This is a genomic window from Arthrobacter sp. 01T425, assembly GCF_056398725.1.
In genome coordinates, this window is the sequence record NZ_JBFTPY010000011.1 from 93,864 (window position 1) to 117,510 (window position 23,647).

General features: G+C 66.8%; 18 protein-coding genes and 1 pseudogene. 14 read left to right on the forward strand and 5 right to left on the reverse strand.

The annotated features are described in order from the left end of the window. Nucleotide 1 precedes the first annotated feature (1 nt). Together AC1DNG_RS13665 and AC1DNG_RS13670 are read right to left on the reverse strand one after the other, a co-directional pair. Nucleotides 2–985, reverse strand: a complete 984-nt coding sequence (locus tag AC1DNG_RS13665; RefSeq protein ID WP_476887595.1) for an electron transfer flavoprotein subunit alpha/FixB family protein — start codon at nucleotides 983–985, stop codon at nucleotides 2–4. An 11-nt stretch (nucleotides 986–996) separates the two neighbouring features. Further along, on the reverse strand, nucleotides 997–1,773 hold the full coding sequence (locus tag AC1DNG_RS13670) for an electron transfer flavoprotein subunit beta/FixA family protein (protein WP_476859950.1): 777 nt from the start codon (nucleotides 1,771–1,773) through the stop codon (nucleotides 997–999). Between the two features lie 226 nt (nucleotides 1,774–1,999). Between AC1DNG_RS13670 and AC1DNG_RS13675 the strand changes: the two genes are divergently transcribed. The 10 genes from AC1DNG_RS13675 to AC1DNG_RS13720 all read left to right on the forward strand — a co-directional run bounded on the left by AC1DNG_RS13675 (nucleotide 2,000) and on the right by AC1DNG_RS13720 (nucleotide 12,578). Then, the gene (locus tag AC1DNG_RS13675) at nucleotides 2,000–3,022 is read left to right on the forward strand and encodes a LacI family DNA-binding transcriptional regulator (RefSeq protein WP_476859951.1); all 1,023 of its coding nucleotides are present in this window, start codon (nucleotides 2,000–2,002) and stop codon (nucleotides 3,020–3,022) included. A 153-nt stretch (nucleotides 3,023–3,175) separates the two neighbouring features. Then, the gene (locus AC1DNG_RS13680; RefSeq protein ID WP_476859952.1) at nucleotides 3,176–4,471 is read left to right on the forward strand and encodes a sugar ABC transporter substrate-binding protein; all 1,296 of its coding nucleotides are present in this window, start codon (nucleotides 3,176–3,178) and stop codon (nucleotides 4,469–4,471) included. 83 nt (nucleotides 4,472–4,554) lie between these two features. Continuing rightward, nucleotides 4,555–5,514, forward strand: a complete 960-nt coding sequence (locus tag AC1DNG_RS13685) for a carbohydrate ABC transporter permease (protein ID WP_476849686.1) — start codon at nucleotides 4,555–4,557, stop codon at nucleotides 5,512–5,514. A 1-nt stretch (nucleotide 5,515) separates the two neighbouring features. Beyond that, nucleotides 5,516–6,403 carry a carbohydrate ABC transporter permease gene (locus tag AC1DNG_RS13690; protein WP_439954127.1) on the forward strand — a complete coding sequence of 296 codons (888 nt, stop codon included), beginning with the start codon at nucleotides 5,516–5,518 and terminating at the stop codon, nucleotides 6,401–6,403. Nucleotides 6,404–6,439: 36 nt separating this feature from the next. After that, nucleotides 6,440–7,987: a glycoside hydrolase family 32 protein gene (locus tag AC1DNG_RS13695; RefSeq protein ID WP_476887596.1), complete on the forward strand. Its 1,548-nt coding sequence runs from the start codon at nucleotides 6,440–6,442 to the stop codon at nucleotides 7,985–7,987. Nucleotides 7,988–8,160: 173 nt separating this feature from the next. After that, complete coding sequence (locus tag AC1DNG_RS13700) at nucleotides 8,161–9,168, forward strand: DUF6454 family protein (protein WP_476887597.1); 1,008 nt, start codon at nucleotides 8,161–8,163, stop codon at nucleotides 9,166–9,168. 81 nt (nucleotides 9,169–9,249) lie between these two features. Beyond that, the gene (locus AC1DNG_RS13705; RefSeq protein ID WP_476887598.1) at nucleotides 9,250–10,959 is read left to right on the forward strand and encodes a phospholipase C; all 1,710 of its coding nucleotides are present in this window, start codon (nucleotides 9,250–9,252) and stop codon (nucleotides 10,957–10,959) included. Nucleotides 10,960–11,165: 206 nt separating this feature from the next. After that, nucleotides 11,166–11,579 (forward strand): hypothetical protein, encoded by a 414-nt coding sequence (locus AC1DNG_RS13710; RefSeq protein ID WP_476887599.1) that lies wholly within the window; start codon nucleotides 11,166–11,168, stop codon nucleotides 11,577–11,579. Between the two features lies 1 nt (nucleotide 11,580). Next, the gene (locus tag AC1DNG_RS13715; RefSeq protein ID WP_476849691.1) at nucleotides 11,581–11,976 is read left to right on the forward strand and encodes a PEP-utilizing enzyme; all 396 of its coding nucleotides are present in this window, start codon (nucleotides 11,581–11,583) and stop codon (nucleotides 11,974–11,976) included. Next, nucleotides 11,973–12,578, forward strand: a complete 606-nt coding sequence (locus AC1DNG_RS13720; RefSeq protein ID WP_476887600.1) for a hypothetical protein — start codon at nucleotides 11,973–11,975, stop codon at nucleotides 12,576–12,578. The genes AC1DNG_RS13715 and AC1DNG_RS13720 overlap by 4 nt, the downstream gene beginning before the upstream one ends. Nucleotides 12,579–12,618: 40 nt before the next feature. Here AC1DNG_RS13720 and AC1DNG_RS13725 read toward each other — a convergent pair whose 3' ends face one another. Then, the gene (locus AC1DNG_RS13725) at nucleotides 12,619–14,076 is read right to left on the reverse strand and encodes an MFS transporter (protein ID WP_476887601.1); all 1,458 of its coding nucleotides are present in this window, start codon (nucleotides 14,074–14,076) and stop codon (nucleotides 12,619–12,621) included. Between the two features lie 293 nt (nucleotides 14,077–14,369). Between AC1DNG_RS13725 and AC1DNG_RS13730 the strand changes: the two genes are divergently transcribed. The 4 genes and pseudogenes from AC1DNG_RS13730 to AC1DNG_RS13745 all read left to right on the forward strand — a co-directional run bounded on the left by AC1DNG_RS13730 (nucleotide 14,370) and on the right by AC1DNG_RS13745 (nucleotide 20,059). After that, the gene (locus tag AC1DNG_RS13730; RefSeq protein WP_476887602.1) at nucleotides 14,370–16,130 is read left to right on the forward strand and encodes a zinc ribbon domain-containing protein; all 1,761 of its coding nucleotides are present in this window, start codon (nucleotides 14,370–14,372) and stop codon (nucleotides 16,128–16,130) included. A 3-nt stretch (nucleotides 16,131–16,133) separates the two neighbouring features. Beyond that, nucleotides 16,134–17,783 carry a serine/threonine-protein kinase gene (locus AC1DNG_RS13735; protein WP_476887603.1) on the forward strand — a complete coding sequence of 550 codons (1,650 nt, stop codon included), beginning with the start codon at nucleotides 16,134–16,136 and terminating at the stop codon, nucleotides 17,781–17,783. A gap of 11 nt (nucleotides 17,784–17,794) precedes the next feature. After that, nucleotides 17,795–18,001, forward strand: a pseudogene (locus AC1DNG_RS13740) (FHA domain-containing protein); the annotation flags it as partial. A gap of 111 nt (nucleotides 18,002–18,112) precedes the next feature. Next, nucleotides 18,113–20,059, forward strand: a complete 1,947-nt coding sequence (locus tag AC1DNG_RS13745) for an ATP-binding cassette domain-containing protein (RefSeq protein WP_476887630.1) — start codon at nucleotides 18,113–18,115, stop codon at nucleotides 20,057–20,059. A gap of 77 nt (nucleotides 20,060–20,136) precedes the next feature. Here the strand turns inward: AC1DNG_RS13745 and AC1DNG_RS13750 are convergent, their stop codons facing one another. Further along, nucleotides 20,137–22,140 carry a vWA domain-containing protein gene (locus AC1DNG_RS13750; RefSeq protein WP_476887604.1) on the reverse strand — a complete coding sequence of 668 codons (2,004 nt, stop codon included), beginning with the start codon at nucleotides 22,138–22,140 and terminating at the stop codon, nucleotides 20,137–20,139. A 25-nt stretch (nucleotides 22,141–22,165) separates the two neighbouring features. Next, nucleotides 22,166–23,554: a sigma 54-interacting transcriptional regulator gene (locus AC1DNG_RS13755; RefSeq protein ID WP_476849697.1), complete on the reverse strand. Its 1,389-nt coding sequence runs from the start codon at nucleotides 23,552–23,554 to the stop codon at nucleotides 22,166–22,168. Nucleotides 23,555–23,647: the final 93 nt, after the last annotated feature.

The window sequence follows — 23,647 nt, forward strand, 5'->3', positions numbered from 1 at the left end:
GCTACTTCTTCCGGGCCTCAAGTGCGCTAATGAGCTGGGGAACAACCTTGAAGACGTCGCCCACCACACCGTAGTCCGCGACCTCGAAGATCGGCGCGTCCCCGTCCTTGTTGATGGCGACGATCATCTTCGCGGTCTGCATGCCGGCCCGGTGCTGGATCGCGCCGGAAATGCCCAGCGCGACATACAGCTGTGGTGACACGGAAACCCCGGTCTGGCCGACCTGATGCGACGTCGGGACGTAGCCGGCATCCACCGCGGCGCGCGACGCACCAACGGCGGCACCGAGGGTAGCGGCGAGCTGTCCAACGAGTGCGAACTGTTCTTCCGAGCCGAGGCCTCGGCCACCGGCGACAACCTTCGCGGCACCACGCAGCTCCGGCCGCGAGGTGGCGGCAGTTGCCTCCTCGAAGGAGTCGATCCGCGCGGCCGGTTTCGCGGAGCTTGTCACGGCCAAGGTCTCGGACTCTTGCGGCTGAGCCGCCGCCCGCGCCTCGATGGAGCCCTGGCGGACCGTAATCACCGGTGCCCCAAACGTGGACGTCGACGTCACGTTGTAGGCGCCGCCGTAGACGGAGTGCTGTGCCACGACGCCCTCGTCATCACGGGACACACCGACCGCATCGGCGGAAATCGCCGCACGCGAACGGGCAGCGTAACGTCCGGCGAGGTCGCGCCCGTTCAGGGAATGCGAAATCAGGATGGCGTCCGGCTGCACCTGCTCCACGGCGGCTGCAAGCGCGTCAACGCCCGGCACCCCAAGCGCGGAAGGATCCGGGGTCTCCGCGATGAGTGCGCGGGCGGCACCAAGGACCGCGGCCTCCTCGGCGGCGGCGCTCCCGGCGCCGGGTGAGGCAAGTACCAATGCAATCGGAGTGCCAACGGCAGCGGCGGCACCGAAGAGCCCGGCCGCGGCCTTCTCGAGTTCACCGGATGCCCGGGCTTCTACGACGACGAGGATTGCGTCACGAGGGAATTCAGTCATGTCGTTGATCCTTAGGCCAGTCGGTTTTCGATCAGGAACTCAGCGAGCTTCTCGCCGGCATCACCCTCGTCGATGATCTTCACGCCCGCCGCGCGCGGGGGCCTCTCCGCAACGGTCAGCATGATCGAACGCGCCGCCTCCGGATTGTCGGCCGTGACCCTGAGGTCCGCGAGGGTCAGGACCTCAAGGGGCTTCTTCTTCGCGGCCATAATGCCCTTGAAGTTCGGGAAGCGCGCCTCGGGAAGTGCCTCGGTAATGGAGATCACCGCGGGCAGGTTGGCTGAGACCTTCTGCACGCCGGAGTCAACGGCCCTGGAGCCAGACACCGCACCGTCGCTGATCTCGACGAAGCTGAGGCCGGTGGCATGCGGCACGTCAAGCAATTCTGCAAGCATCGCGGGAATCATGCCGCCGGATCCGTCAGTGGAGACGTTGCCCGTGATCACCAGGTCAAACCCCATGCGGCGGATCGCTGCGGCGAGGGTTTCAGCGGTAAGTCCAAGATCCGCACCCCGGAGCGCCTCGTCAGAGACGTGGGTGGCGCTTCCCGCGCCCATCGCAAGCCCCTTGCGGATGGTTGCCGTCGCACCTTCGGGGGCGAGGGAAAGAATCGCGACCTCAGTGCCCTCGTTCGCGTCGGCGTGCGTCAGTGCCAGCTCCAGGGCCCGCTCACCGATCTCATCAATGACTGCCTCGCTGACTCCTCGATCGGCGAGGCCGGTTTCAAGGTTCAGTTTTCGGTCCCCGTACGTGTCGGGGACCTCCTTTACTAGGACGATAATCTTCATCGATGGCTCTTCCTGTGGCGGCTTGTCCCTGGAGAGGAGACATTGTCGAACCCATCGAGTCTACGAAACTAGTGCCCTTTCCGGCTGACAGAGCCCGTGTCGTGAAGTGAAGTGCCTGGCCATGGGACCGGGATCAAGGTAAAGCCGGACGTCCCGTTGACAACTGCAAAACGTTTTGTGTAACGTGTCTCACACCAGATACAAAACGTTTTGCAAAGGGAAGTCAATGACGACAAGAGTGGGAATACGCGACGTGGCCAAGGCCGCCGGGGTCTCCGTCACCACGGTGTCGCATGCCCTGAACGACGCCACGAGCTTCCGGGTGAAGGCAGCGACGCAGCAACTCGTCCGGGACGTGGCCAGGGATCTTGGGTACGCCCCGAACAAGATGGCCAGCGGACTGCGCAACCAGCGCTCCCAGATCCTTGGCCTGGTCAGTGACGAAATCACCACCACCCCCTTTGCCGGGGCCATGATCCGCGGGGCGCAGGACGCCGCCTACGACCGCGGCTACGTGGTGATGGTGGTCAATTCGGGCCTGGACAGCGAGCTGGAAAACCGTGAAATCAATATGCTGCGGCAGCACCAGGTGGACGGCGTGGTCTACGCCAGGATGTACCACCAAAGCGTGCAGGTCCCCGCGGAACTGGAGGGACTTCCCACCGTGCTGCTGGATTCCATCACTGACGACAAGTCCATTTCCTCGGTTATCCCCGACGAGGTGGGCGCCGCCGAGACGGCCGTTGAAGCAATCATCCAGGCGGGCCACACCCGGATCGGGATGATCAACAACATCGACGACATCCCCGCCACGCACGGCCGCAGGGAGGGCTTCCTCAACGCTCTCCGGCGGCACGGCCTGCAGCACGACCCCCGCCACCTCGTGATCGGCCAGCCCGAAACCACGGGAGGCCGCGAGGCCGCGCTGGGCCTGCTCGGTCAGCCCGACCGCCCCACAGCACTGTTCTGCTTCAGTGACAGGGTTGCCATGGGCGCCTACCAGGCGGCCACCGCATTGGGCCTGCGCATTCCGGAGGACGTGTCCATTGTGGGAATCGACAATCTCGAAATCATCGCGGACGCCCTTTGGCCGGGGCTCACCACCGTAGCCCTCCCCCACTACGAAATGGGCAGTTGGGCGGTCCACCGAATCCTGGACGACATCGAAAATCCCGGCGCACCCGCAGTCCAGACGCAACTGGACTGCCCCCTGATTGAGCGGGGGTCGCTCGGCCCGCCGCCAAGTTAGCCGATTGCCGGCATCAAGCCGGCAGCACCACACCGTTCCACTGCTCCGCCGCCCGGGGACCGCAATAAGAAGGGACGCAGCCGTTGCACCGGCCGCGTCCCGAAGGACCCGGGGCAATCTCCCACGCCAAATTCAGCAGAAAGATTGACCATCATGAACAAGCGATTCACCCGGATCCTCGCCACCAGTGTAGCTGCGGCGGCACTTGTCGGCTCCCTGGGCGCCTGCGGCAAGGGCAGCGCCTCCGCCCCGTCCGCCGGCTCCAATGAGATCACCATGTGGACCCACAACGCGGGCAACGCCGAAGAACTCAAGGCGGTTGAAAACATCGTCGATTCCTACAACAAGAGCGCCGGTGCCAAGGCCAAGATCAAGGTCCAGGCGTTCCCGCAGGACTCCTACAACGACTCCGTGGTCTCGGCCGCGGCCGCCGGAAAGCTCCCCTGCATTGTTGACATCGATGGCCCCAATGTTCCCAACTGGGCCTGGGCGAAGTACCTGACACCCCTGAAACTCGACGCGGATGTTTCCAAGAACCTGCCGAGCACGGTGGCCAAATGGGAGGGCGAGACCTACGCCGTTGGCACCTATGACGTCGCACTGGCGATGCTCGCACGCGCCTCTGACCTCAAGGCAGCCGGTATCCGCGTCGCCACGGTCGAGAAGCCGTGGACCAAGGACGAGTTCCAGGACGCGCTGACCAAGCTCAAGGCGCTGGGCAAGTGGGAATACCCGCTGGACATGGGTACCGCCGGAACCGGCGAATGGCTGCCCTACGCCTACTCCCCGTTCCTGCAGTCCTTCGGTGGGGACCTGATCAACCGCGACGGGTTCCAGTCGGCAGACGGCGTCCTCAATGGCGACAAGGCCATCGAGTGGGCCCAGTGGTTCCGCGGCCTTGCCGACCAGGGCTTCATGGCTAAGAAGAGCGGCAAGGACTCCACCCAGGACTTCCTCAACAACAAGAGCGGCCTTCTCTACACCGGCTCCTGGGCCGCGGACAAGGCACGCGCAGCGGTAGGTAAGGACCTTGTGGTCATGCCGTCCGTGGATCTCGGGACCGGCCCCAAGATCGGCGGCGCCTCCTGGCAGTGGGGCGTGACCAGCGGCTGCAACAACTCCGCGGCAGCCATGGACTACCTCTCCTACTCACTGAAGCCGGAAAACCTGGCCGCGGTGGCTAAGGCAACGGGCACCATCCCGGCCACCGACGAAGCCGCCGCGCTCATCCCCGCATATGCCAAGGACGGCACGAACCGGATCTTCATGGAACTTTCCCGCAACTACGCGGTGATGCGTCCCGAGACCCCGGCCTATCCCTTCATCGCCACCGAATACGGCAAGGCGGTTCAGGACATCCTGGCCGGCGCCGACCCCAAGACGGCGCTGGACAAGTCGGTCAAGGCCATCGACGCCAACATCAAGTCCAACGGCGGCTACAAGAACTAGCCGGCTGCCAAACGGTACTTTCGACGGCGGTGCGCAACCGCCGTCGAAAGTACCTCAGGCCCTGACTGTCGACGGAGAAAACCATGACAACCACCCAACTCCCCTCCCCCGGCCGCCGTCTGGCGGACCCGGCCCCGGCCGCACCGCCCAGCAAACCGCGTCGCCGGCCGCGCCACCTTCGCGAACAGATCAGCGGGTGGGGCATGATCGCCCCGGCCGCGGTCCTCCTGCTCGCCTTCGTCTTTCTCCCGGCGATCCTGGGCTTCGGCCTGGCATTCACGAACGCCAGGCTTGTTTCCCCGCGGCCCGTCGAGTTTGTCGGCACGGACAACTTCGCGCGGCTCTTCGCGGATCCCGTGTTCTGGCGCTCACTGCTGAACGTCAGCTACTTCGCCGTCGTGGTGGTGCCCGTCCAGTCCGGACTCGCCCTGGCGATGGCCCTCCTGATCAACAAGAAGTTCCGCGGCGTGAACTTCTTCCGCACCATCTACTTCCTTCCCGTGGTGACGTCCATGGTGGTGGTGTCCCTGCTGTGGATGTTCATGTACCGCAAGGACGGCCTGATCAATGAGTTGCTGTCGGCGGCCAGTTTCGGCCTCATCAACGGCCCGGACTGGCTCAACGATCCCGCCACCGCCATGCCGGCCATCATTGCCCTGTCCATCTGGCAGGCCGCAGGCTTCCACATGATCATCTGGCTCGCAGGCCTGCAAAGCATTTCCGGGGAACTCTACGAGGCCGCCCAACTCGACGGGGCCAGCCGCTGGCACCAGTTCCGCTTCGTGACCTGGCCCGGCCTCACCCACACCCGCACCCTGGTCCTGGTGACCATCACCATCCAGGCGCTCGGGCTCTTCGACCAGGTCAGCGTCATGACCCAGGGCGGGCCCCTCGATTCCACCACCACCATCATCTACGAGGCGGTGCGCTCCGGCTTCAAGCAGCAGGAGACCTCCTACGCCTCGGCCATCTCGCTCGTGTTCTTCGTGCTCGTCCTGCTGATCTCCGCAGTGCAGCGCTACCTGACCCGAGAGAAGGACTGACGTGAAACAGACACTCATTTCCAAGGGTCTCGGCAATGCCGCGACCACGGCGGTCCGCCTCCTGTTCGCCGCCGTCGCCGCCTTCCCCATCGTGTTCATGATGGTGTCCTCGCTCAAGCCGGACCAGCAGATCTTCGGCGACATGTCCTCGGTGGCGGCGTTCCTGCCGGTCGGCAACATTTCGCTGGACAACTACGCGGCCGTGTTCGACCGGGTGCCGGCCGCCCGCTTCCTGATGAACTCCATCGGCATTTCCGCGGTCACGGTGGTGCTAGGCATCTTCATCAACAGCCTATGCGCGTTTGCCCTGTCCCGGATGGAGGTCCGCGGCAAGCGCGTGGTGTTCACCGCGATCCTCGCCACCCTCATCGTGCCCTTCCAGACGCTGGCGCTGCCGCTGGTGTGGTGGGTCAACCAGCTGCCGTACTTTGAGCTCAACGGGTTCAGCCTCGAGATCTCGAAGGGCTGGCTGGACACCTACCAGGTCCAGATCATCCCGTTCATCGCCAACGCGTTCTCCATCTACCTGTTCCACCAGTACTTCGAGTCCATCCCGAAGGAACTGGACGAGGCCGCCCGGATCGACGGCGCGGGCTGGTTCACCATCTACCGCAAGGTGGTCATGCCGCTCGCGGGACCGGCCACCGCCACCGTGGCCATCCTGACTTTTCTGCCCGCCTGGAACTCCTACCTCTGGCCGCTCATGGTGGTCCAGTCCGAGGAACTCCGCCCGGTGATGATCGGCATCCAGTACTTCTTCCAGCTCAACGTCTCCTGGGGCGAGGTGATGGCTTACGCGTCCCTCATCACCATTCCCGTGGTGGTCCTGTTCATCGCGTTCCAGCGATCCTTCATCAACAGCATCGCCTCCAGCGGCGTCAAGGGCTGACCAGCCTCCTCACGCGAAAGCCTGCAAAGAACCCTCATGAAAGCACTCACAGAACTCGACTGCCAGTACCGGCCAAAGTGGCACTACTCGGCGGAACGCAACTGGCTCAACGACCCCAACGGACTGGTCTACGCCAACGGCACCTACCACCTCTTCTACCAGCACAACCCGCACGGCGATGGGTGGGGCAACATGTCCTGGGGCCACGCCACCTCCACAGACCTGCAGCACTGGGACGAGCAACCCGTGGCCATCGCGTGCGATGAGCAGGAAGCCATTTTTTCCGGCTCCGCAGTGCTCGACGTCCATAACACCAGCGGCTTCGGCGTCGGAGGCGTGCCTCCGCTGGTGGCCATCTACACCAGCGCGTATTCGCCCGCGTCGCCGCTCGCCGGGCGGCAGGCACAGTCCCTCGCCTACAGCACGGACGACGGCGCCACCTGGACCAAGTACGCCGGGAACCCGGTGCTGGACCGCGCCTCCGCGGACTTCCGCGACCCCAAGGTCTTTTGGCACGACGGCGCCGCCGGCAGCTACTGGGTGATGGTCGCCGTCGAGGCGGTCCACCACGAGGTGGTCCTTTACAAGTCGGCTGACCTGTTGACCTGGGAGTACCTGAGCACCTTCGGCCCGGCAAACGCCACGGAAGGGGTGTGGGAATGCCCGGACCTGTTCGAACTGCCGGTGGACGGCGACGCCTCCAACACCCGGTGGGTCCTGGTGGTCAACCTGAGCCCCGGCGGCATCGCCGGCGGATCGGGCGGCCAGTACTTCATCGGAACCTTCGACGGCGTGACGTTCCGTTCCGAAACCACCGTCACCGACGGCGTGCAGGCCGACGACAGCCGGATGGCCGACTACGGGTGGCTCGACTGGGGCCGGGACTACTACGCGGCCGTGTCGTTCAGCAACGTCCCGGACGGACGGCGGCTCATGATCGGCTGGATGAACAACTGGCAGTACGCCGCCTCAACGCCCTCGGACGGCTGGCGCAGCGCGATGTCCCTGGTCCGCGAGGTCAGGCTGGTGTGCCGCGGCGGCCGCCCGGTGCTGGTGCAGGAGGCGGTGGACCCGTTCCACACCCACGGTACCGAGGTGTTCGCCCTGGACCGGCAGCCGTTGGCGGACGGGGTGACCTGGCTTCCGGCCGAGGCCTGCGGTGATGTGCTGCGCATCGATGCGGACTTCGAGCCCGGCGCCGCCGGCAGGGTGGGTCTGGTGCTCCGGGCCGGCGGCTCAACGGACGGGGAATCCGGCTCCAGGTCCGGGCCCGGAGCCGGAGCCGGAGCGCGCACTGTCCTGGCCTACGACTGCCGCACGGCGGAGCTCAGCCTGGACCGGACCGAATCCGGCAACGTGGGCTTCCACGAGTCGTTCCCGTCGGTGGAGCACGTTGCCGTGTCCTTGGAGGACGGCCGGCTAAGGCTCCGGGTCTTCCTGGACCGCTGCTCGGTCGAGGTCTTCGCGCAGGACGGCCTGGCCACCATCACCGATCTGGTCTTTCCCGCGAACTCCGGCACCGCCGTCGGGCTGCTGGCCGAAGGCGAGGGCAGCACCCTGGCGGGCCTCGCCGTCCTCGCCTGAGCGGCTGAAAGGGCCCAAAGCCAGCGACGGCGGGGGCAGATCCGTGTTGAAACGAAGCCGGTCCGCCGGACCGCTGCCGGCCATCTGCCGTTCACCTGCCCGTATCGGGGATTAATTACCGGGAAGTAACGTTGCGATCTCTTGTTGAGATCCAACCTTTGAGAGGCTCCCGAATGAGCACGACTCACACCCGAGGCATCCTCACGGCCGCCGCAGCAATCGTCCTGGCCGCGTCCGCAATCAGCATCACCGCGGCCGCCCAGGCCGCAGACAACCCCACCGGCGCCGGCAACCACGGTGACAGGAACACGGCCCTGGCCGACGCCTTCAACGGCGTTGACCGGAACACGAACTGGCAGCAGACGTCGAAGCTGAAGCTGAATTTCCCGACCTACCACACGGAGGGAATCGCCTACAGCCAGGACCACATCTTCCTCTCGGCCGTTCAGATCATCGAACCGACCGTGAAGTTCCCGACCCCGCAAAACGGCTTCGACCGAACCCCCGGCAAGGGCGTCGGCCACCTGTTCGTCATGGACAAGTCCGGCGCCCTGCAAAAGGACATCGTCCTGGGAGAGGGCGACATGTACCACCCCGGCGGCATCGACTTCGACGGCACCAACGTCTGGATCCCCGTGGCCCAGTACCGGCCGGACAGCAGCGCCATCATCTACCGAGTCGACGCGACCACCCTGGACGTGCACAAGCAGTTCGAGGTGAAGGACCACTTCGGCGGCATCGTGATGGACAAACAGACCGGCCACCTGGTCGGCAACACCTGGGGCTCGCGCCGCTTCGCCGAATGGGATCTGCAGGGCAGGCAGCTCTCGACCTGGCAGAACCCGAACAACTTCATCGACTACCAGGACTGCCAGTACGTGGCCAACTCCCGGATGCTCTGCAGCGGGATCACCAACCTCCCGCAGACCCCGCCGGCCGGCGGCACCGGCGCCACCTACGAACTCGGCGGCATGGCGATGATCGACCTCAAATCCCGCAGCGTAATCCGCGATGTCCCCTTCCAGCAGTGGTCCACCGCAGGCCATGTGGCCACGCGCAACCCGTTCAAAATGACGGCCGACGGCGGGCACCTCACCATGAAGGTGGCCCCCGACAACGGCGAGGAAGGCAACGGCACCGAAATCCTCACCTACGAGGCCACGGTCACGCCGGCCAAGTAACGCAGGCCGGTCACCCACGCAGCATACGAATGCCTGCCATCAGCCGCCGGCATCCCTGAACACCAACGATTGGCTACCCCCATGCCTCATCCAGCACAACGATTCACCCGGAAGCGGGTCGCCGCCACGGGCGCGGCAGCCCTGGCCGCCTCGGCACTGACAGCCGGAATGTTCGGTATCGGCGCAGGTCCGGCCTCCGCCGGTGAAAACCACAACGGTACCGCGACGCCAATCAAGCACGTGGTGGTGATCTTCCAGGAGAACGTTTCCTTCGACCACTACTTCGCCACCTACCCCAAGGCCGCCAATCTCCCGGGTGAAACCCAGCAGGGCACCGGCACCGCGACGGCCTCCTTCACCGCCGCCAAAAACACCCCCAAGGACATCAACACTCTGGCCACCGCCGGCCTCCTGGCACCGAACAACCCCAACTCTGCGCAGCCTGCCCGGCTCTCGCCGGCGCAGGCCCTCACCTGCGACCAGGACCACGGATACACCGCCGAGCAGAAGGCATACAACGGCGGGGCGATGGACAAGTTCGTCGAGTTCACCAGCCGCGACGCCTGCGGCACCAACCAGTACGGCCGCCCCGGCCTCACCATGGACTACTACGACGGCAACACCGTCACCGGCATCTGGAACTACGCCCAGAACTACTCCATGAGCGACAACCACTTCAGCACTGTCTTCGGACCCTCCACACCCGGGGCGCTGAATCTGGTATCCGGCCAGACCCACGGGGCCACCGCGTACACCGCCGCAGGACAACCTGTGGCCACCCCGGCGGCCGGCAGCAGTGCCGTCAGCCTGCCGGATGCGAACGGCGTCGGCACCGTCATCAACGACCCGGACCCGGTCCACGACGACTGCTCGAACAGCAGCCACGCCAAAACCGGCAACCTGGCCGGCATGAGCGGCAGGAACATCGGCGACCTGCTCAACGCCAAGGGCACGTCCTGGGGCTGGTTCCAGGGCGGTTTCACGCCGACCACCGCCGCGACCGCGGACTCCCCGGCGTCGTGCCTGTCCAGCCACACGAACGCCGCCGGCGCCAGCGTGGTTGACTACTCCCCTCACCACCAGCCGTTCCAGTACTACGCCTCCACCGCCAACCCGCACCACCTGGCACCGGCGTCCGACGCGGAAATCGGCCACAACGGACAGGCGAACCACCAGTACGACCTCACCGCGTTCAACAAGGTGGTCAACACCGACAACATGCCCGCCGTGTCCTTCCTGAAAGCCGGAATGTTCCAGGACGGCCACGCCGCCTACTCTGACCCGATCGACGAGCAGAACTTCATCACCAGCACCGTGAACCAGATCCAGAAATCCCGGAACTGGGACAACACTGCCGTGGTGCTTGCCTACGATGACTCGGACGGCTGGTACGACCACGTCGCCGCCAAGACAAAGAACTCCTCCAACACCGCCGACGACGACGCCTGGTGCCAGCACGCCGCAGCCAGCGGCGTCCCGATGGCCGGCGGCTACGCTGACCGCTGCGGCCCCGGCCCGCGCCAGCCGCTGGTAGTCATTTCCCCCTACGCGAAGAAGAACTTTGTGGACCACACCCAGACCGACCAGACCTCGATCCTGCGCTTCATCGAGGACAACTGGCACACCGGCCGGATCGGCGACGCCTCCGCCGACGCCACCGCCGGGTCGGTGAACGCCATGTTCAACTTCGGCAGACAGCGCAACGACCAGGTCCTGCTCAACGAACAGACCGGCGCCGTCGCCTCCACCGAACACGGCAACAACAACTCCCACAACAACTCCGGAAAGTAAACACCTGCAACAGCACGGTCATGGACCGCCGGCAAAACACCCCCTTGGAACGCCACCCGGCCAACAGCCGGGTGGCGTTCCTGTCCGCGCCGCCTCAACGACTCGTCCTCCCACCGAAGCATCAACAGTTTGTTGACAACAGGATGTTGATGCCAGAAGCTGGTGGTGTCGAGGGGTGCCGAGCCGACGGGAAAATGGAGTCTGGAATGAACGAGACCGACTGGACCCGTCCGGGCGGCGACGCTGCGGAGGCTCAGCGCCAAGGCCAGGCCACGCGGATGTTGCTGGACCGGGGCGCCGCCGAACTCCCGCCCCGGCCCTGGCTCGGTGAGCGGCAGCCCCCTTCGGCGAGTGACCTGATCCAGCACGTTTTGTGGCGGGCCAACGGGACCGGCCGCGGGGAGGCCGTGGATGGGCTGGATGTGCGGGCAGCCCTCACCCTTGTGTCAGCCGCGCGGGCAGAGATGGATGGCCTGGAAACGGCACTCCTGTTCCTGGCGCGGGCCGAGGGGCTGACCTGGCCCCAGATTGCCCAGAGCCTTGGTCTCCGCTCGGCGCAGGCCGCGCAGCAGAGACTGGATCGGCTGTCCGGCAGGCCCGAGACGGGTGTGGTGGGCTGACGTGGAATTCACTCCTCAGGCCAGTGCCGGAAGGGAAGGCCGCGATCCCGCCGGCGCGGTTCTCACCGGCATCGGCGCCAGCCCGGGCACCGCCTGCGGGACGGCCCGGACAGTTCACAGCGTCGACGAATTCTCCGCGGTGGCCCCCGGCGACGTTTTGGTCTGCCGCACCACTGACCCCGCCTGGACGCCACTGTTCGGGATCGCCGCCGCCGTCATCACAGAAACGGGCGGGATGCTCTCGCACGCCGCCATCGTGGCCCGCGAACAGGGCATCCCCGCCGTTCTGGGGGTAACCGGCGCGCTGACCCGCATCACGGACGGAACGACGCTCGTGGTCGACGGAACCCACGGAACCGTCCACGCGAAACCAGCAGGTCCCGGAGCGGGTCCATGAGCCCGCAGCAGCCATCCATGCTGCTCACCCTCCACGCCCTGAGGCTGCTCGGCTTCGCTGACACTGAGTCAGTTGCCGCCCGGTTCGGCCAGGATCTGCACGACGTCGAACGGCTCCTCATTGACGCCGGCGCGAACGGGTGGGCGTCGAGCTCCTCATTCGGCGGAAACCGGGGCTGGTCCCTGACCGTGGCCGGAAGGACTGAAAACGAACGGCTCCTGGCCGAGGAGCTGGACAGCGTGGGCGGCCAGGCAGCAGTCACCGCCGTGCACGCGAAGTTTGCACCCCTGAACGCAGGAGTCGTGGCCGCCTGCAGCAAACTCCAACTCCGCTGGCTCGCCGAGGGAAGTCAGTCCAACGATGGGATCGACGAGCCGACACAGCAAACCTTCACCCAGGCGTTGGTGTCCTTCAGCGATCTGGAAGTCCGCCTGACCGCTGTGTTGCCGCGGTTCAGCGGATACGCGGAACGCCTCGAGCTGGCAGTGGAAAACGCAGCCACGGAGCCGGCATGGCTCACCGCCTCAGACCGCGACTCCTTCCACCGCATCTGGTTCGAATTGCACGAAGATCTCATCTCCACCCTCGGCATCCGGCGATGAACGCCCCAGCACTACCCCAAAAGTGACAGCGGAACCGCGGTCACCCGGTGCTGGATGACCCGCGCGCGGCGGCTTGGACCTGTGTGGCGGGTTTGGTGGCGGGCATGCCGAGCACGGCGATGACGGTGAGGACGGCGGCGATCATGACGGCCAGGAACACGGCGGATGAGGCCGCCACGATGGTGTGGGGATCCGTGTCGCCGTGCGGGGTGCCGGCGTAGACAGCGTTCGCTATCGCACCGAAAACGGCGACGCCGATGGAGCTGCCGATGGATCGGGCGAAAAGGTTGGTGCCCGTGACCACGCCGCGCTCGTTCCATTCGACGCTCGTCTGGGCGGCGATCAGGGTGGGGGTCGCGACCAGGCCGAGTCCGAGCCCGACGATGAAGCAGCTGACGGCGACCAGCGCAACGTTGGGGACGGAGGCCGTGACGGCCAGGACTGCTGTGCCGATGACGGTGACCGTGATGCCGATCAGGGCAGTGTTCCGGAAGCCGATGCGCAGATACAGGCGCCCCGATTGGGAGGCACTGATCGGCCAGCCGATGGTCAGCGCTGCCAGGGCGAGTCCGGCCACGATCGGGGAGGTCGAGAGGGCTCCCACGAGGAACGTGGGAACGTACGAAGTGATGCCCAGCATGACCGCTCCGACCCCGAAGGCGACCATCGCCGTCGTCGCCAGCAGCCGCCGGGAAACCACCCACGGCGGCAGCACCGGCTCCGCCGCCCTCCGTTCGACGAGGATAAACGCGACGAACAGGAGGGCACCGCCGGCGAACACTGCGTCGCTGATGGGGGAGTCCCAGGCCCAGGCCTGGCCGCCCTCGAGGGCCCCGAGAATGAGCAGGGTGAGCGACACGGTGAGCAGCCCCGCGCCGAGATAGTCGACCCGGTGCTTTACGGGCTCGATGTTCTCGTGGAAGGACCGGACCAGCATCCAGCCGGCCACCAGGCACAGCGGGATGTTCACAAGGAAAATGCCGCGCCAGATGCCGAGTGAGGCAAACACTCCCCCGAGCGTCGGACCCACCACTGAGGAGACCGCCCACACGCTCGCCAGGTAGCCCTGCACTTTTGCCCGTTCGGCCAGGGTGTAGATATCGCCGGCGATGGTGATGGCCATCGGCTGGACCGCGCCCGCGCCCAGGCCCTGCACCACGCGGAAGGCGATGAGGACCGGCATGCTCCAGGCCACTCCGCACAGGATCGAGCCGAGCAGGAACAGACCGATTCCGATCAGCATGATCGGCTTGCGGCCGATGGTGTCGGAGAGCTTTGCGTAGACCGGAACGGACACGGCCTGCGCCAGCAGGTAGGCGGAGAACAGCCAGGGGAACGAGCTGAACCCGCCAATGTCGTGCACGATCGCGGGCACGGCTGTCGCCACCACGGTCGCGTCGATCGCCACCAGGCCGGTGGAGAGCATCAGGGCAATGAGGACGGGTCCGCGTTTGGAGCGGAACCCGACTCCCTCGGCAGGCATGGTGGTCACGTGCATCACTCCCATCGGCGCCCGAAGCGCGGTGCGTGAACCGGTTACGGCCCCGACAACATAACTTCCCCGTTCGACAAATTAGTCCCGGTCCAGGATCTTGCAGCCCGGGCAGACGGGAGATTGACCGGCCTGTCCCTTCAAAAGGCGTTCCACTGCGGCTTCCTGATCTGTGAAATATTCCGAAGAACTCCGATGACACAAATGATCAGAAGGCTTAGCATTATGGCGGGGGACGGGCTGATCAAACCCACAGGCGTATCCGCGTGACGGTCTCATATTCGACCAGAGGATCCGCCATGAACCAAAAGCGAGTTGCTGCCACCGTCTTCTGTTCCCGCCTCACGTCTCGCGACACGGGCATGGCCGTCGTCACGTATCTGTTCATGGCGAAGCTTTGGATGATGCACAGGCGCACTTCCGGCTTCCTGGTCTTTCTCGTCGGCGTCGCCGCTGCATTGACGCTGACATCGGCGGCCAGTCCTATGCCTACTCCATCTGCCACATTGAAGAGCGATGCCGAGGGGTCCAAGGCTGCTCTCGTGCGAATCGACCTCCTTGCCATCGCGGAGATCGCCCATATTGACCACAGCACAGGCGAGGTAGTGATCTCCCGTGGCCGGTCCACAGTGCCGCTCGGTTCCGCTACCGGCGTGGTCGTTTCAGCAGACGGGATTGTGGCGACCACTTGGGAGAATCTTGCCGTCGACGAGGGCGCTGTGGCCGCATACAGCGCGAACGAGCTCTTCGCCAAAGTGATCGGAGTGCCGATCGTTGGAAACGGCGGGAATCCGCTGCGGCGAGGCTCGACGCCTGATCGATACTGGGCGGCGCACCTGCAGCACTGCTACGACCAGGTGGAGCACTGTATCGTCTTTCGCGTCCCCCAGTACCGAGTGCACACTTACACGGCGGAGCCTGCGACCGTCATGGCCGAGCTGCTCAACCACCCGACCGGGCCCAAGGACATCGCGTTGCTCAGGATCAGTGGCGGCGGTGGCGCGCCGACAGCCACGCTGGCCGCGCCGGCCGCAGCACCAGGTGCGAATCCCGTACTGGTCGGCTTCACCGAGGATCCGAGCCCTAAGGCGGGACCGGCGCAGTTTCCGGTGGCGGTGGACACCGCCGCGGGCCGAATCCGCTCTAGTCAGGACCTTGCCGGGCCACTCGAAGCCGGCGTGTCCGGCGGCCCCGTGCTGGACGGGGCAACCGGCCAGGTCCTCGGCCTGATGGGGCCCCGCCAGCCAGACGGCCAGGGCACTCTGGTGCCGGCCGCGTCCATTCAAGCAGCTATGGCCGCGGCGGGCGTTGAGGCCTCCCCATCGAAGTTCGATGCTGTATTCCGGCGGGGCATCGATCACCTCTCATCGGGCATGGGCGGATCGGCCGAGAGCGCACTCGAAGAGTCCTTGACCTACTTCGATTCCGCCTTGGCGACAAGTTATCTTGAGCAGGCCCGAAAGATGAGTAGCGAGCACCCGATGGGAGACCAGGCGACCGCCGCCGCAGACGCTGGCAAGGACGGCCCCCTGCAGGCTGCCCTCCTGCCCGGCTTCGCCGGATTCCTGCTCCTGGCCGGAATCCTGGCCGTCCTGGTCCTGCGTCGCGGCAGGGCGTCAGCCGCTCGGGGCGTCCGCGGGGCCCCGCCTCGCCCCGCTGACCGTTCAAGCTCAAAGGGTGCCGAAGGGAGACCTGTTGCCCCTCTGAAACCCCAAACCGGCGATAGCCAGACCGCAATGACCCGGGCTGCGCGCGCTGATGAAGATCAGGTCCTGCGACAGCAGGCCGGACACGGCGGGACGGGCCCCGTGCGGACCGAAGCAGCCGGGCACAAGAGTTCTCCTCCCTCGCAATCTCCGGCATCTGGCGGGCGAGGTCAGCCGGCTTCGGGGGCGACCGGGGACGTAAATACGGGCCTGAACGGTGGCGAAACCCGCACGGCCGGACCGCTGGCACCCCGCTCCGCGGAGAGACAGGGCAGGACGTTTTGTTCCCAGTGCGGCAGATCAGTGCGCCCCGGAGCGCGGTTCTGCTCCAGCTGCGGTTACCCGGTCGGGTGAACCGTGGAGCCCGTTCAGGATTACCTCTATCCCGGGGCAGAATTCGCGGGTTACCAAATCCAGTCCCTGGTCGCCCGCGGCGGCATGGGAGTCGTTTACCGGGCGCTGGACGTGCAGCTCGGCCGACCCGTCGCCCTCAAGCTCCTGGCCCCGGAACTTGCAGCCAACGAGAAGTTCCGTCAGCGGTTTGTCCGTGAGTCCCGGCTCGCCGCCTCGGTGGACCACCCCAACATCTTGCCGATCTACGCTGCCGGGGAATGGTCGGGACTGCTCTACATCGCCATGCGCTTTGTGCACGGCACTGATCTCAAGGCAGAACTTGACGCACGCGGCCCTCTCCCGCTGACCGAGGCCCTGGGCATTCTTTCCCACACGGCCGCGGCCCTGGACGCCGCGCACGGGGCGGGCCTTGTCCACCGGGACGTCAAGCCCGGCAACATACTGCTCTCTGACGACCCGGCAAACGGCCACCGGCTCGTCTACCTCACGGACTTCGGTCTCACAAAGCGCACCACCTCCGCCACCGGCGTGACGACGGCCGGTCACTTCCTCGGCACCTTGGACTACGTCGCACCCGAGCAGATCCGCGGCGGGACCATCGATAGTCGGGCCGATGTGTACGCCCTGGCGTGCGTGGCCTACACGCTGCTCGCAGGCCACCCGCCGTTCGACCATGACGACGACTCGGCCCAGCTGTGGGCGCACATGACCGAGGAGCCGCCGCGCCTCACCTTGGAACGGCCGGAGGTCCCTCCTGCAATGGAGGCTGCCATCGTCAAAGGCATGGCGAAACAACCCGAGGACCGGCCCCCAACATGCGGCGCCCTCGTTACCATGATGTCCGGCGGCCCGCCTGGCAAGGTTGTTCCAGCGCAGCCCCGAGGCGCGGGGAAACACGCGGTCCCGCCCCGCGCCACTAGACCCGGCAAGGACAACGTCGGCGGCGCCCCGGTGGAAGCAGGGACCCTCGCCCGCGCGGGCGGGAACGCCCACTTGGGCGGACGATCCACCGGGTCCCGGGGTAGGCGCGCTGATCGGCGGCCGGGCCGGGCCGCGCGGCTGGCTGTGCTAGGCGGGGCGCTCCTCCTCCTAATCCTCGCCATCCTCGCCGGCGCGCTGCTCCCGCCGATGCTGTCTGGAGAAAAGTACGTAACCTTTCGCGCGGATGGCGTCCCGTACACCCTCGATGTCCCGCAGAGCTGGACTGCCCGAACTCACGAAGCGGGCGACAGCACCGTCAGTGTGCTCTCGGACGCAGACCTGACGGCGCTTTTCGCCGACGAGCCGGACGCTCCGGCTGCCGCGGCCCGAACGGCCAGTGAACCGGAGAAAGTCGCCGGACTCGCCATCTACCACCGGCCCGCCGGGCTGACCAATCAATCCCCGACCGCCCGCGTCCGCACGGCGGAAGCGCTCCTGCCCGGCCGGGACGCGCATCTGGTGGACCGCGGGCCAGCTACCGTCGGGGAGGTTAAGGGGCAGGCCATGGAGGGGACGATTCCCCTCTCATCCGCCGTCACGCTGCAGGTCCGGGTCTTCGTCGTTGAGACCGATCCGGTCCAACTCCTGGTCTTTTTCGCCCCCTCGTCGCTGTTCGAGCAGCGCACGGAAACTTTCGATCACGTCGTCGGTTCTCTACGCCGGACGAAGTAAGGAAGGTCGCCATGCCGGACCAAGTGCCACCCCCGGACGGAACTGCGCTTTTCGTGCGCGCAAATGGCCGTGAGTGGAGCTTTCCGCCGCAGCAGACAGTTCAGGTTGGTCGGGATGCTGGCGCCGATGTTTCTATCGATGACGATCGTGTCAGCCGCGAACACGTCCGGCTTTGGCACAGCGAGGGCAGATGGTGGGCGGCAGATCAGGCAAGCCGCAACGGCACCTGGGACATGGAGTCGGACCGGGTGCTGGACGGCCCGGTGCCGCTACTCACCGGCGGGCTTCGGCTCCGTCTTGGCGCTATGGACGGACCCGAGGTGCTCCTCATGCCCCACCCGCCCGGACAGCTGGTGAGGCCACGCGTGCTCACTCTCGGGCGGTCGCACTCGTGCGACGTTGTGGTGGATGACCCCCTCGCGTCCCGGAGTCACGCCGTGGTCGAGGTCGGCGAAGCCGCCGTCCTGCGCGACGCCGGCAGCTTCAATGGAACATTCCTCAACGGGGAACGCGTCCACGGTGACGCCCTGCTCTCAATCGGTGACCTCATCGGTATCGGATCGAGCACTTTACTCTGGGACGGCGCCACCGCGGCCATGCCGCCACCGCAACGTCCCGCGTTCAGCGCCCGGCACCTGGAGGTCACCACCAAGACTGGCGCCCACCTGATGGACGATGTGTCCATCACCGTCCCGGCCGGGACGCTCGTGGCGGTCATAGGGCCTTCCGGCGCTGGCAAATCCACCCTCCTGGGCGCCCTTACCGGGCTGCGCCCGGCCACTCGCGGGCACGTCAGCTGGAACGGGCGGGACCTCTACGCCGAGTACGCCCAGCTCCGGTTCCTGGTGGGCCTGGTTCCCCAGGAGGACATCCTCCACCGGCAACTCACTGTCCGCCGCGCGCTCCATTTCGCCGCTCAGTTGCGCCTGCCCCCAGACACTAGCTCCGCAGAGCGCGACGAACGGGTCAATCAAGTCGTCTCCGAGGTCGATCTGACGAACCAAATCGACCAGCGCATCGATTCCCTCTCCGGTGGGCAACGAAAGCGGACCTCGATCGCCCTCGAGCTGCTCACAGCGCCCCAGCTGCTCTTTTTGGACGAGCCTACCTCCGGGCTCGACCCCGGCCTGGACAAGCAGGTCATGGGCAGCTTGCGCTCACTCGCCGACGCCGGCCGCGTCGTGCTGGTGGTCACCCACAGCGTCCTGGCCCTGGACGAATGCGACCGTGTGCTGGTCCTCGCCCGCGGCGGACGCGTGGCGTTCTTTGGACCACCGGCCGAAGTACTCCCATTCTTCGGTGTGGACAACTACCCTGCGGCGTTTGCGGCACTCGAGGACCCGACGTGGGTGGGCAAATACGCCCAATCGCCTGCTCGTGACGCGTACATAGGAAGGACCGCTTCAGCCAACGTGCCCGTACCTGTGGGCGACGCGCCCCCTCCGCCCCGCGCGGCCCCGCTGCGCCAGTTGTGGACGCTGATGCGGCGCAACGCCGCCGTCGTCGCCGCAGACCGCCTCTTCGTCGTCCTCCTTGTCGGCATGCCGATGCTGCTCGCCCTGATGGCGCACGCCTTCCCCGGCGAGGCCGGGCTGTCCATGCGGGAGGCCGGGGGCGATCTGTATCAGGTCCAACAGCGGCTCATTGTCCTCGTGGTCGGAGCAGCGCTCATGGGAACAGCCCTCACGGTGCGCGAACTGGTCGCGGAACGGCCCATCTACCGGCGGGAACAGGCCGTTGGCCTCTCCCCTACGGCTTACCTGCTCGGCAAGTTTGTGGTGCTTGGCGCCTTGGTCGCAATCCAGTGCATCCTGTTCACCGTGATGGCTCTCCTCGGTCTGCCGGGACCGGACGATGCCTTGGTACTCGGCAATGGGCACCTGGAGATTGCGGTGGCTGTGGCAGCGGTTGGCGTCGCCATGACCGCCGCCGCGCTGGTGATCTCGGCTGCCGCGACATCGACTGAACAAACCATGCCTGCGCTCGTCGCCTTGGTGATGGCTCAATTGGTCCTTTGCGGTGGGCTGTTCGCTATCCAAGGCCGCGCCGGACTTGAGGAGGTGTCGTGGCTGCTCCCTGCACGTTTTGGCTACGCGGCTGCGGCGGCCACTGTCGGGCTCCAGAAACCGCCAGCACCCGAAGTGGACACGCTCTACGACCCGACAGCCGAGCAATGGCTCACAGACACCGGGTTCCTCGGAATTCAGGCCGTCGCGTTCCTCGCACTGGCCTATTGGGCGTTGCACCATTCTGTCAACCGAAACCCTTGGCGGTGAGATCGAACTGCGGTCAAACCCCGACGGCGTGGCCAATTACCCCCCCCCCCCCCCAGTGGTGGAGAGTCGCCGCGGATCTATTGGGCCCAGTCGGCGTCGTCGTAGGGGCGTCCGCGGAAGTGGGCGCGGAGGTACTCCCCCACCACGGCAGCGCCCAGGTCTCCGGCCTCGGGCGCCACCACGCGGCCGTCGATGCGGCGGGCCATCCGCTGGACGAAACGTTCCAGGGAAGGGTCGTCGCCGAGCCGGAAGAACGTGGCCTGCGTGCCGGCGCGGGCCAGGCGGTCCAGTTCGGCGACCGTGACGCGGATGGTCTCCGGGTCCGGCGGCCAGCAGAACCACGACTCGCCGTCGGCCAGCAGGTGCGCGGTGGGTTCGCCGTCGGTCACCACGAGGAGGACGGGCTGCATCGACGGGTGCTGACGAAAGAACCGGCCAGCCAGCAGCAGGCCGTGGTGCAGGTTGGTTCCCTGCTCCCGCAGGGCCGGCAGGGCCGTGAGCTCGCCAATGTCCATGGTCTGCGCGTAGCGGCCGAACGTGATCAGCTGCAGCCGGTCGCCGCGGAACCGGGTTGAGACGAGGTGGTGCAGGGCGAGGGCGGTGCGTTTCATGGGCACCCAGCGTCCCTCGGCGGCCATCGAGAAGGACACGTCCGCAAGCAGGACGACGGCGGCCTGCATGCGCGCCTCCGTCTCCGTGACTTCGATGTCGCCCACGGCGAGGCGCAGTCCGCGGCCCGGGTCACCGCCGTCGGCGATCGTGCGGCGGATCGCGTTGGTGATGGTGCGGGTGACGTCCCACGGTTCGGCGTCGCCGAACTCCCATTGGCGGCTGGAGCCGGTCTGCTCCCCGGCCGCCCCGGCAACCCGCGTGTCCCGGCGGCCCTGCCGGCCGGAGAGCTGCTTGGCGGTGTCCCGCAACAGCGACCTGCCGAGCCGCCGCATGGCCTGCGGGGACAGCCGGAGATCGCCGTCAGCGCCGCGCTGGAGAAAACCGCCGTCCTGCATGGCCCGTTCGATCTCCGCGAGGGTGCGGGCCGTCACGGCAGCATTCTGTCCGAGCTGGCGGGCGAGGGCGTCCAGGTCCAGGTCATCGAGGCGTGACCCGCTGTAGGCCTGGGAGAGCTGTTCGGCCAGCTCGTCCAGTTCGGCGATGTCCTGGAGCACGCCGGTGCCGTCGCCGAGTCCGAGTCCTTCCTCGCCCTCGAAGCGTTCGGAGCCGGACCAGTCCTCGCCGGGGCGCAAAGCCTGCAGGTTGGAATCGAGTTGGCCCAGCTGTGCCATAAGCTCGGGCGAGCCGAACGCCTGGGCGGAGAGCCGCATCAGCTCCTCGCGCTGCTCGGCGGACATGGATTGCAGGAGCCGCTGGGCGGCGGCCGCGCGCTGGGCGAGCGCGTCCACCAGCTCCTCGACCGACTGCGGGTTCTCCGGGAAGAACTGGCCGTGCTTGGCCATGAATTCCTGGAAGTCCGCGTCGGTGTCCTCACCGCGGCGGTGTTTGCCGAGGAGCCCGTTGAGGTCCTGCAGCATCTCGGCCACGGCCGCGCGGTCCTCCTCGGTGGCGCCCTCGAGGGCCTCCTTCATGCCGGCGAACCGCTGGTCCAGGAGTTCGCGGCCGAGCAGGTCCTTGATCCGCTCGTAGGCCTCCCGCGCGGTGCTCGACTGCCAGTCATAGGAGGCGAGTTCGTTGACCGCCGCCGCCGTGGAGCGCGGCAGGTTCTGCAGCTGCATCTCCCGGAAAGCGCGGTCGGTGTTGTCCATCATCGCGTCGCGGGCGAGCTGCTTGCGTTCCTCCAGCACCGCAGTCTCAAGCAGCTTTTGGACTTCGCTGAGGGTGCCGTCCAGGTTGTGCCGGCCCAGCAGTTCACTGCGCCGCTGCTGGACGCGGCCGGCGAGGTCGTCGAGGCCTTCCCGGTTCCGGCCGCCGCGGCGCAGGAACTCCCGGAGGGCGTGCCGGGGCGAGTAGCCGGCCATGACGTCCTCGGCGACGGCGTCCAGCGCCTCCGCCAGGTCCACCGGCGGGGCGAGCGGATCCGGTCCTCCCGTGTACCGGCCGTACCTGGACCGGTTGTGAGCGGTCATGAGGCCTCCTTAGCCGTAAAGCTGCCTACCCGTAGATCGTCTCCTCGTCGTCGGACTCCTTGGAGATCCGCCGGGCGAGGTAGAGCCCTTCCAGTGCAAGTTCGACGGCGGCGGCGCGCTGCCCGTCGTTTTCCGCGCCCAGGCGCTCACTGATGTCGTCGTAGAGGCTGGATCCGTTGAGGGACGGCAGGTTGTGGAGGAACTCCCGCGCAGTGACCAGTTCACCGGTGGTGACCGTGGCGTGGCCGTCGAGCGCGGCCACGAGCGGGCCCATGTCCAGGCCGTGGAAGTGGGCCCGCACGGCTTCCGCGGTGGCCATGCGCAGGAGGTGGTCCAGGACGTCCTGTTCCCGGCCTTCCTCGCCGGATTCGAACTCGATCTTCCCGGCGAGGACGTCCACGGCGGCGTCCAGGTCGATGATCCGGGCGACGGCCTCGTCTTCGCCGCGCACGCTGGCCCGGCGCAGGGCCGCCGCGGCAACGGTTTCGGCGCCGGCGATGGCGAACCGCGCGGAAACCCCGGAGGTCTGGTTGACCGCCGGCGACTGCCGCAGCGCCCGGGTGTAGCGGGCCAGGATCTCGAGGATGACGGGCGGGACGCCGGCCACCAGCTGCCCCTCCTGCCGGATGACGGCGACCTCGTCGTCGAGCTCGATCGGGTAGTGGGTGCGGATCTCGGCGCCGAAGCGGTCCCGCAGGGGCGTGATGATCCGGCCGCGGTTCGTGTAGTCCTCCGGGTTGGCGGACGCGACCACCAGGACGTCCAGCGGCAGTCGCAGCACGTAGCCGCGGATCTGGATGTCGCGTTCCTCCATCACGTTGAGCATCGAGACCTGGATCCGCTCGGCCAGGTCGGGCAGCTCGTTGATGGCGATGATTCCGCGGTTGGAGCGCGGGACCAGGCCGTAGTGGATGGTTTCCGGGTCCCCGAGACGGCGTCCCTCGGCCACCCGCATCGGGTCGACGTCGCCGATCAGGTCCGCGACGGAGGTGTCCGGCGTCGCGAGTTTTTCGACGTACCGTTCCGAGCGGTGCCGCCACGCCACCCGAAGCCGGTCCCCCTCGGTGAGGGCCTGGGCGCGGGAGTGCTCCGTGATGGGTTCGTACGGGTGTTCGTTCAGTTCCGAGTCCTCGATCACCGGCGACCACTCGTCCAGCAGCCCGGCCAGGGTGCGCAGGAGCCGCGTCTTGCCCTGGCCCCGTTCGCCCAGCAGGACGACGTCATGCCCGGCGAGCAGGGCCCGCTCGAGCTGGGGCAGGACGGTCCGGCTGAACCCGAACATCCCGGGCCAGGGATCCCGGCCGGCGGCGAGCGCGGCGAGCAGGTTGTCGCGGATTTCGCGGCGCAGGTCCTTGTGGACGTGGCCGGAGGCACGCAGTTCACCAACAGTGAAGATATCGGGGCGATCACTCACTCCTCCACCGTAGACCTCTACCGTGCGGTGAATCGAGGGATTCTTGCAGATTCCTGCGCATTGGGGCGGGGTGCAAGAGAGCCGCCCGGGGTC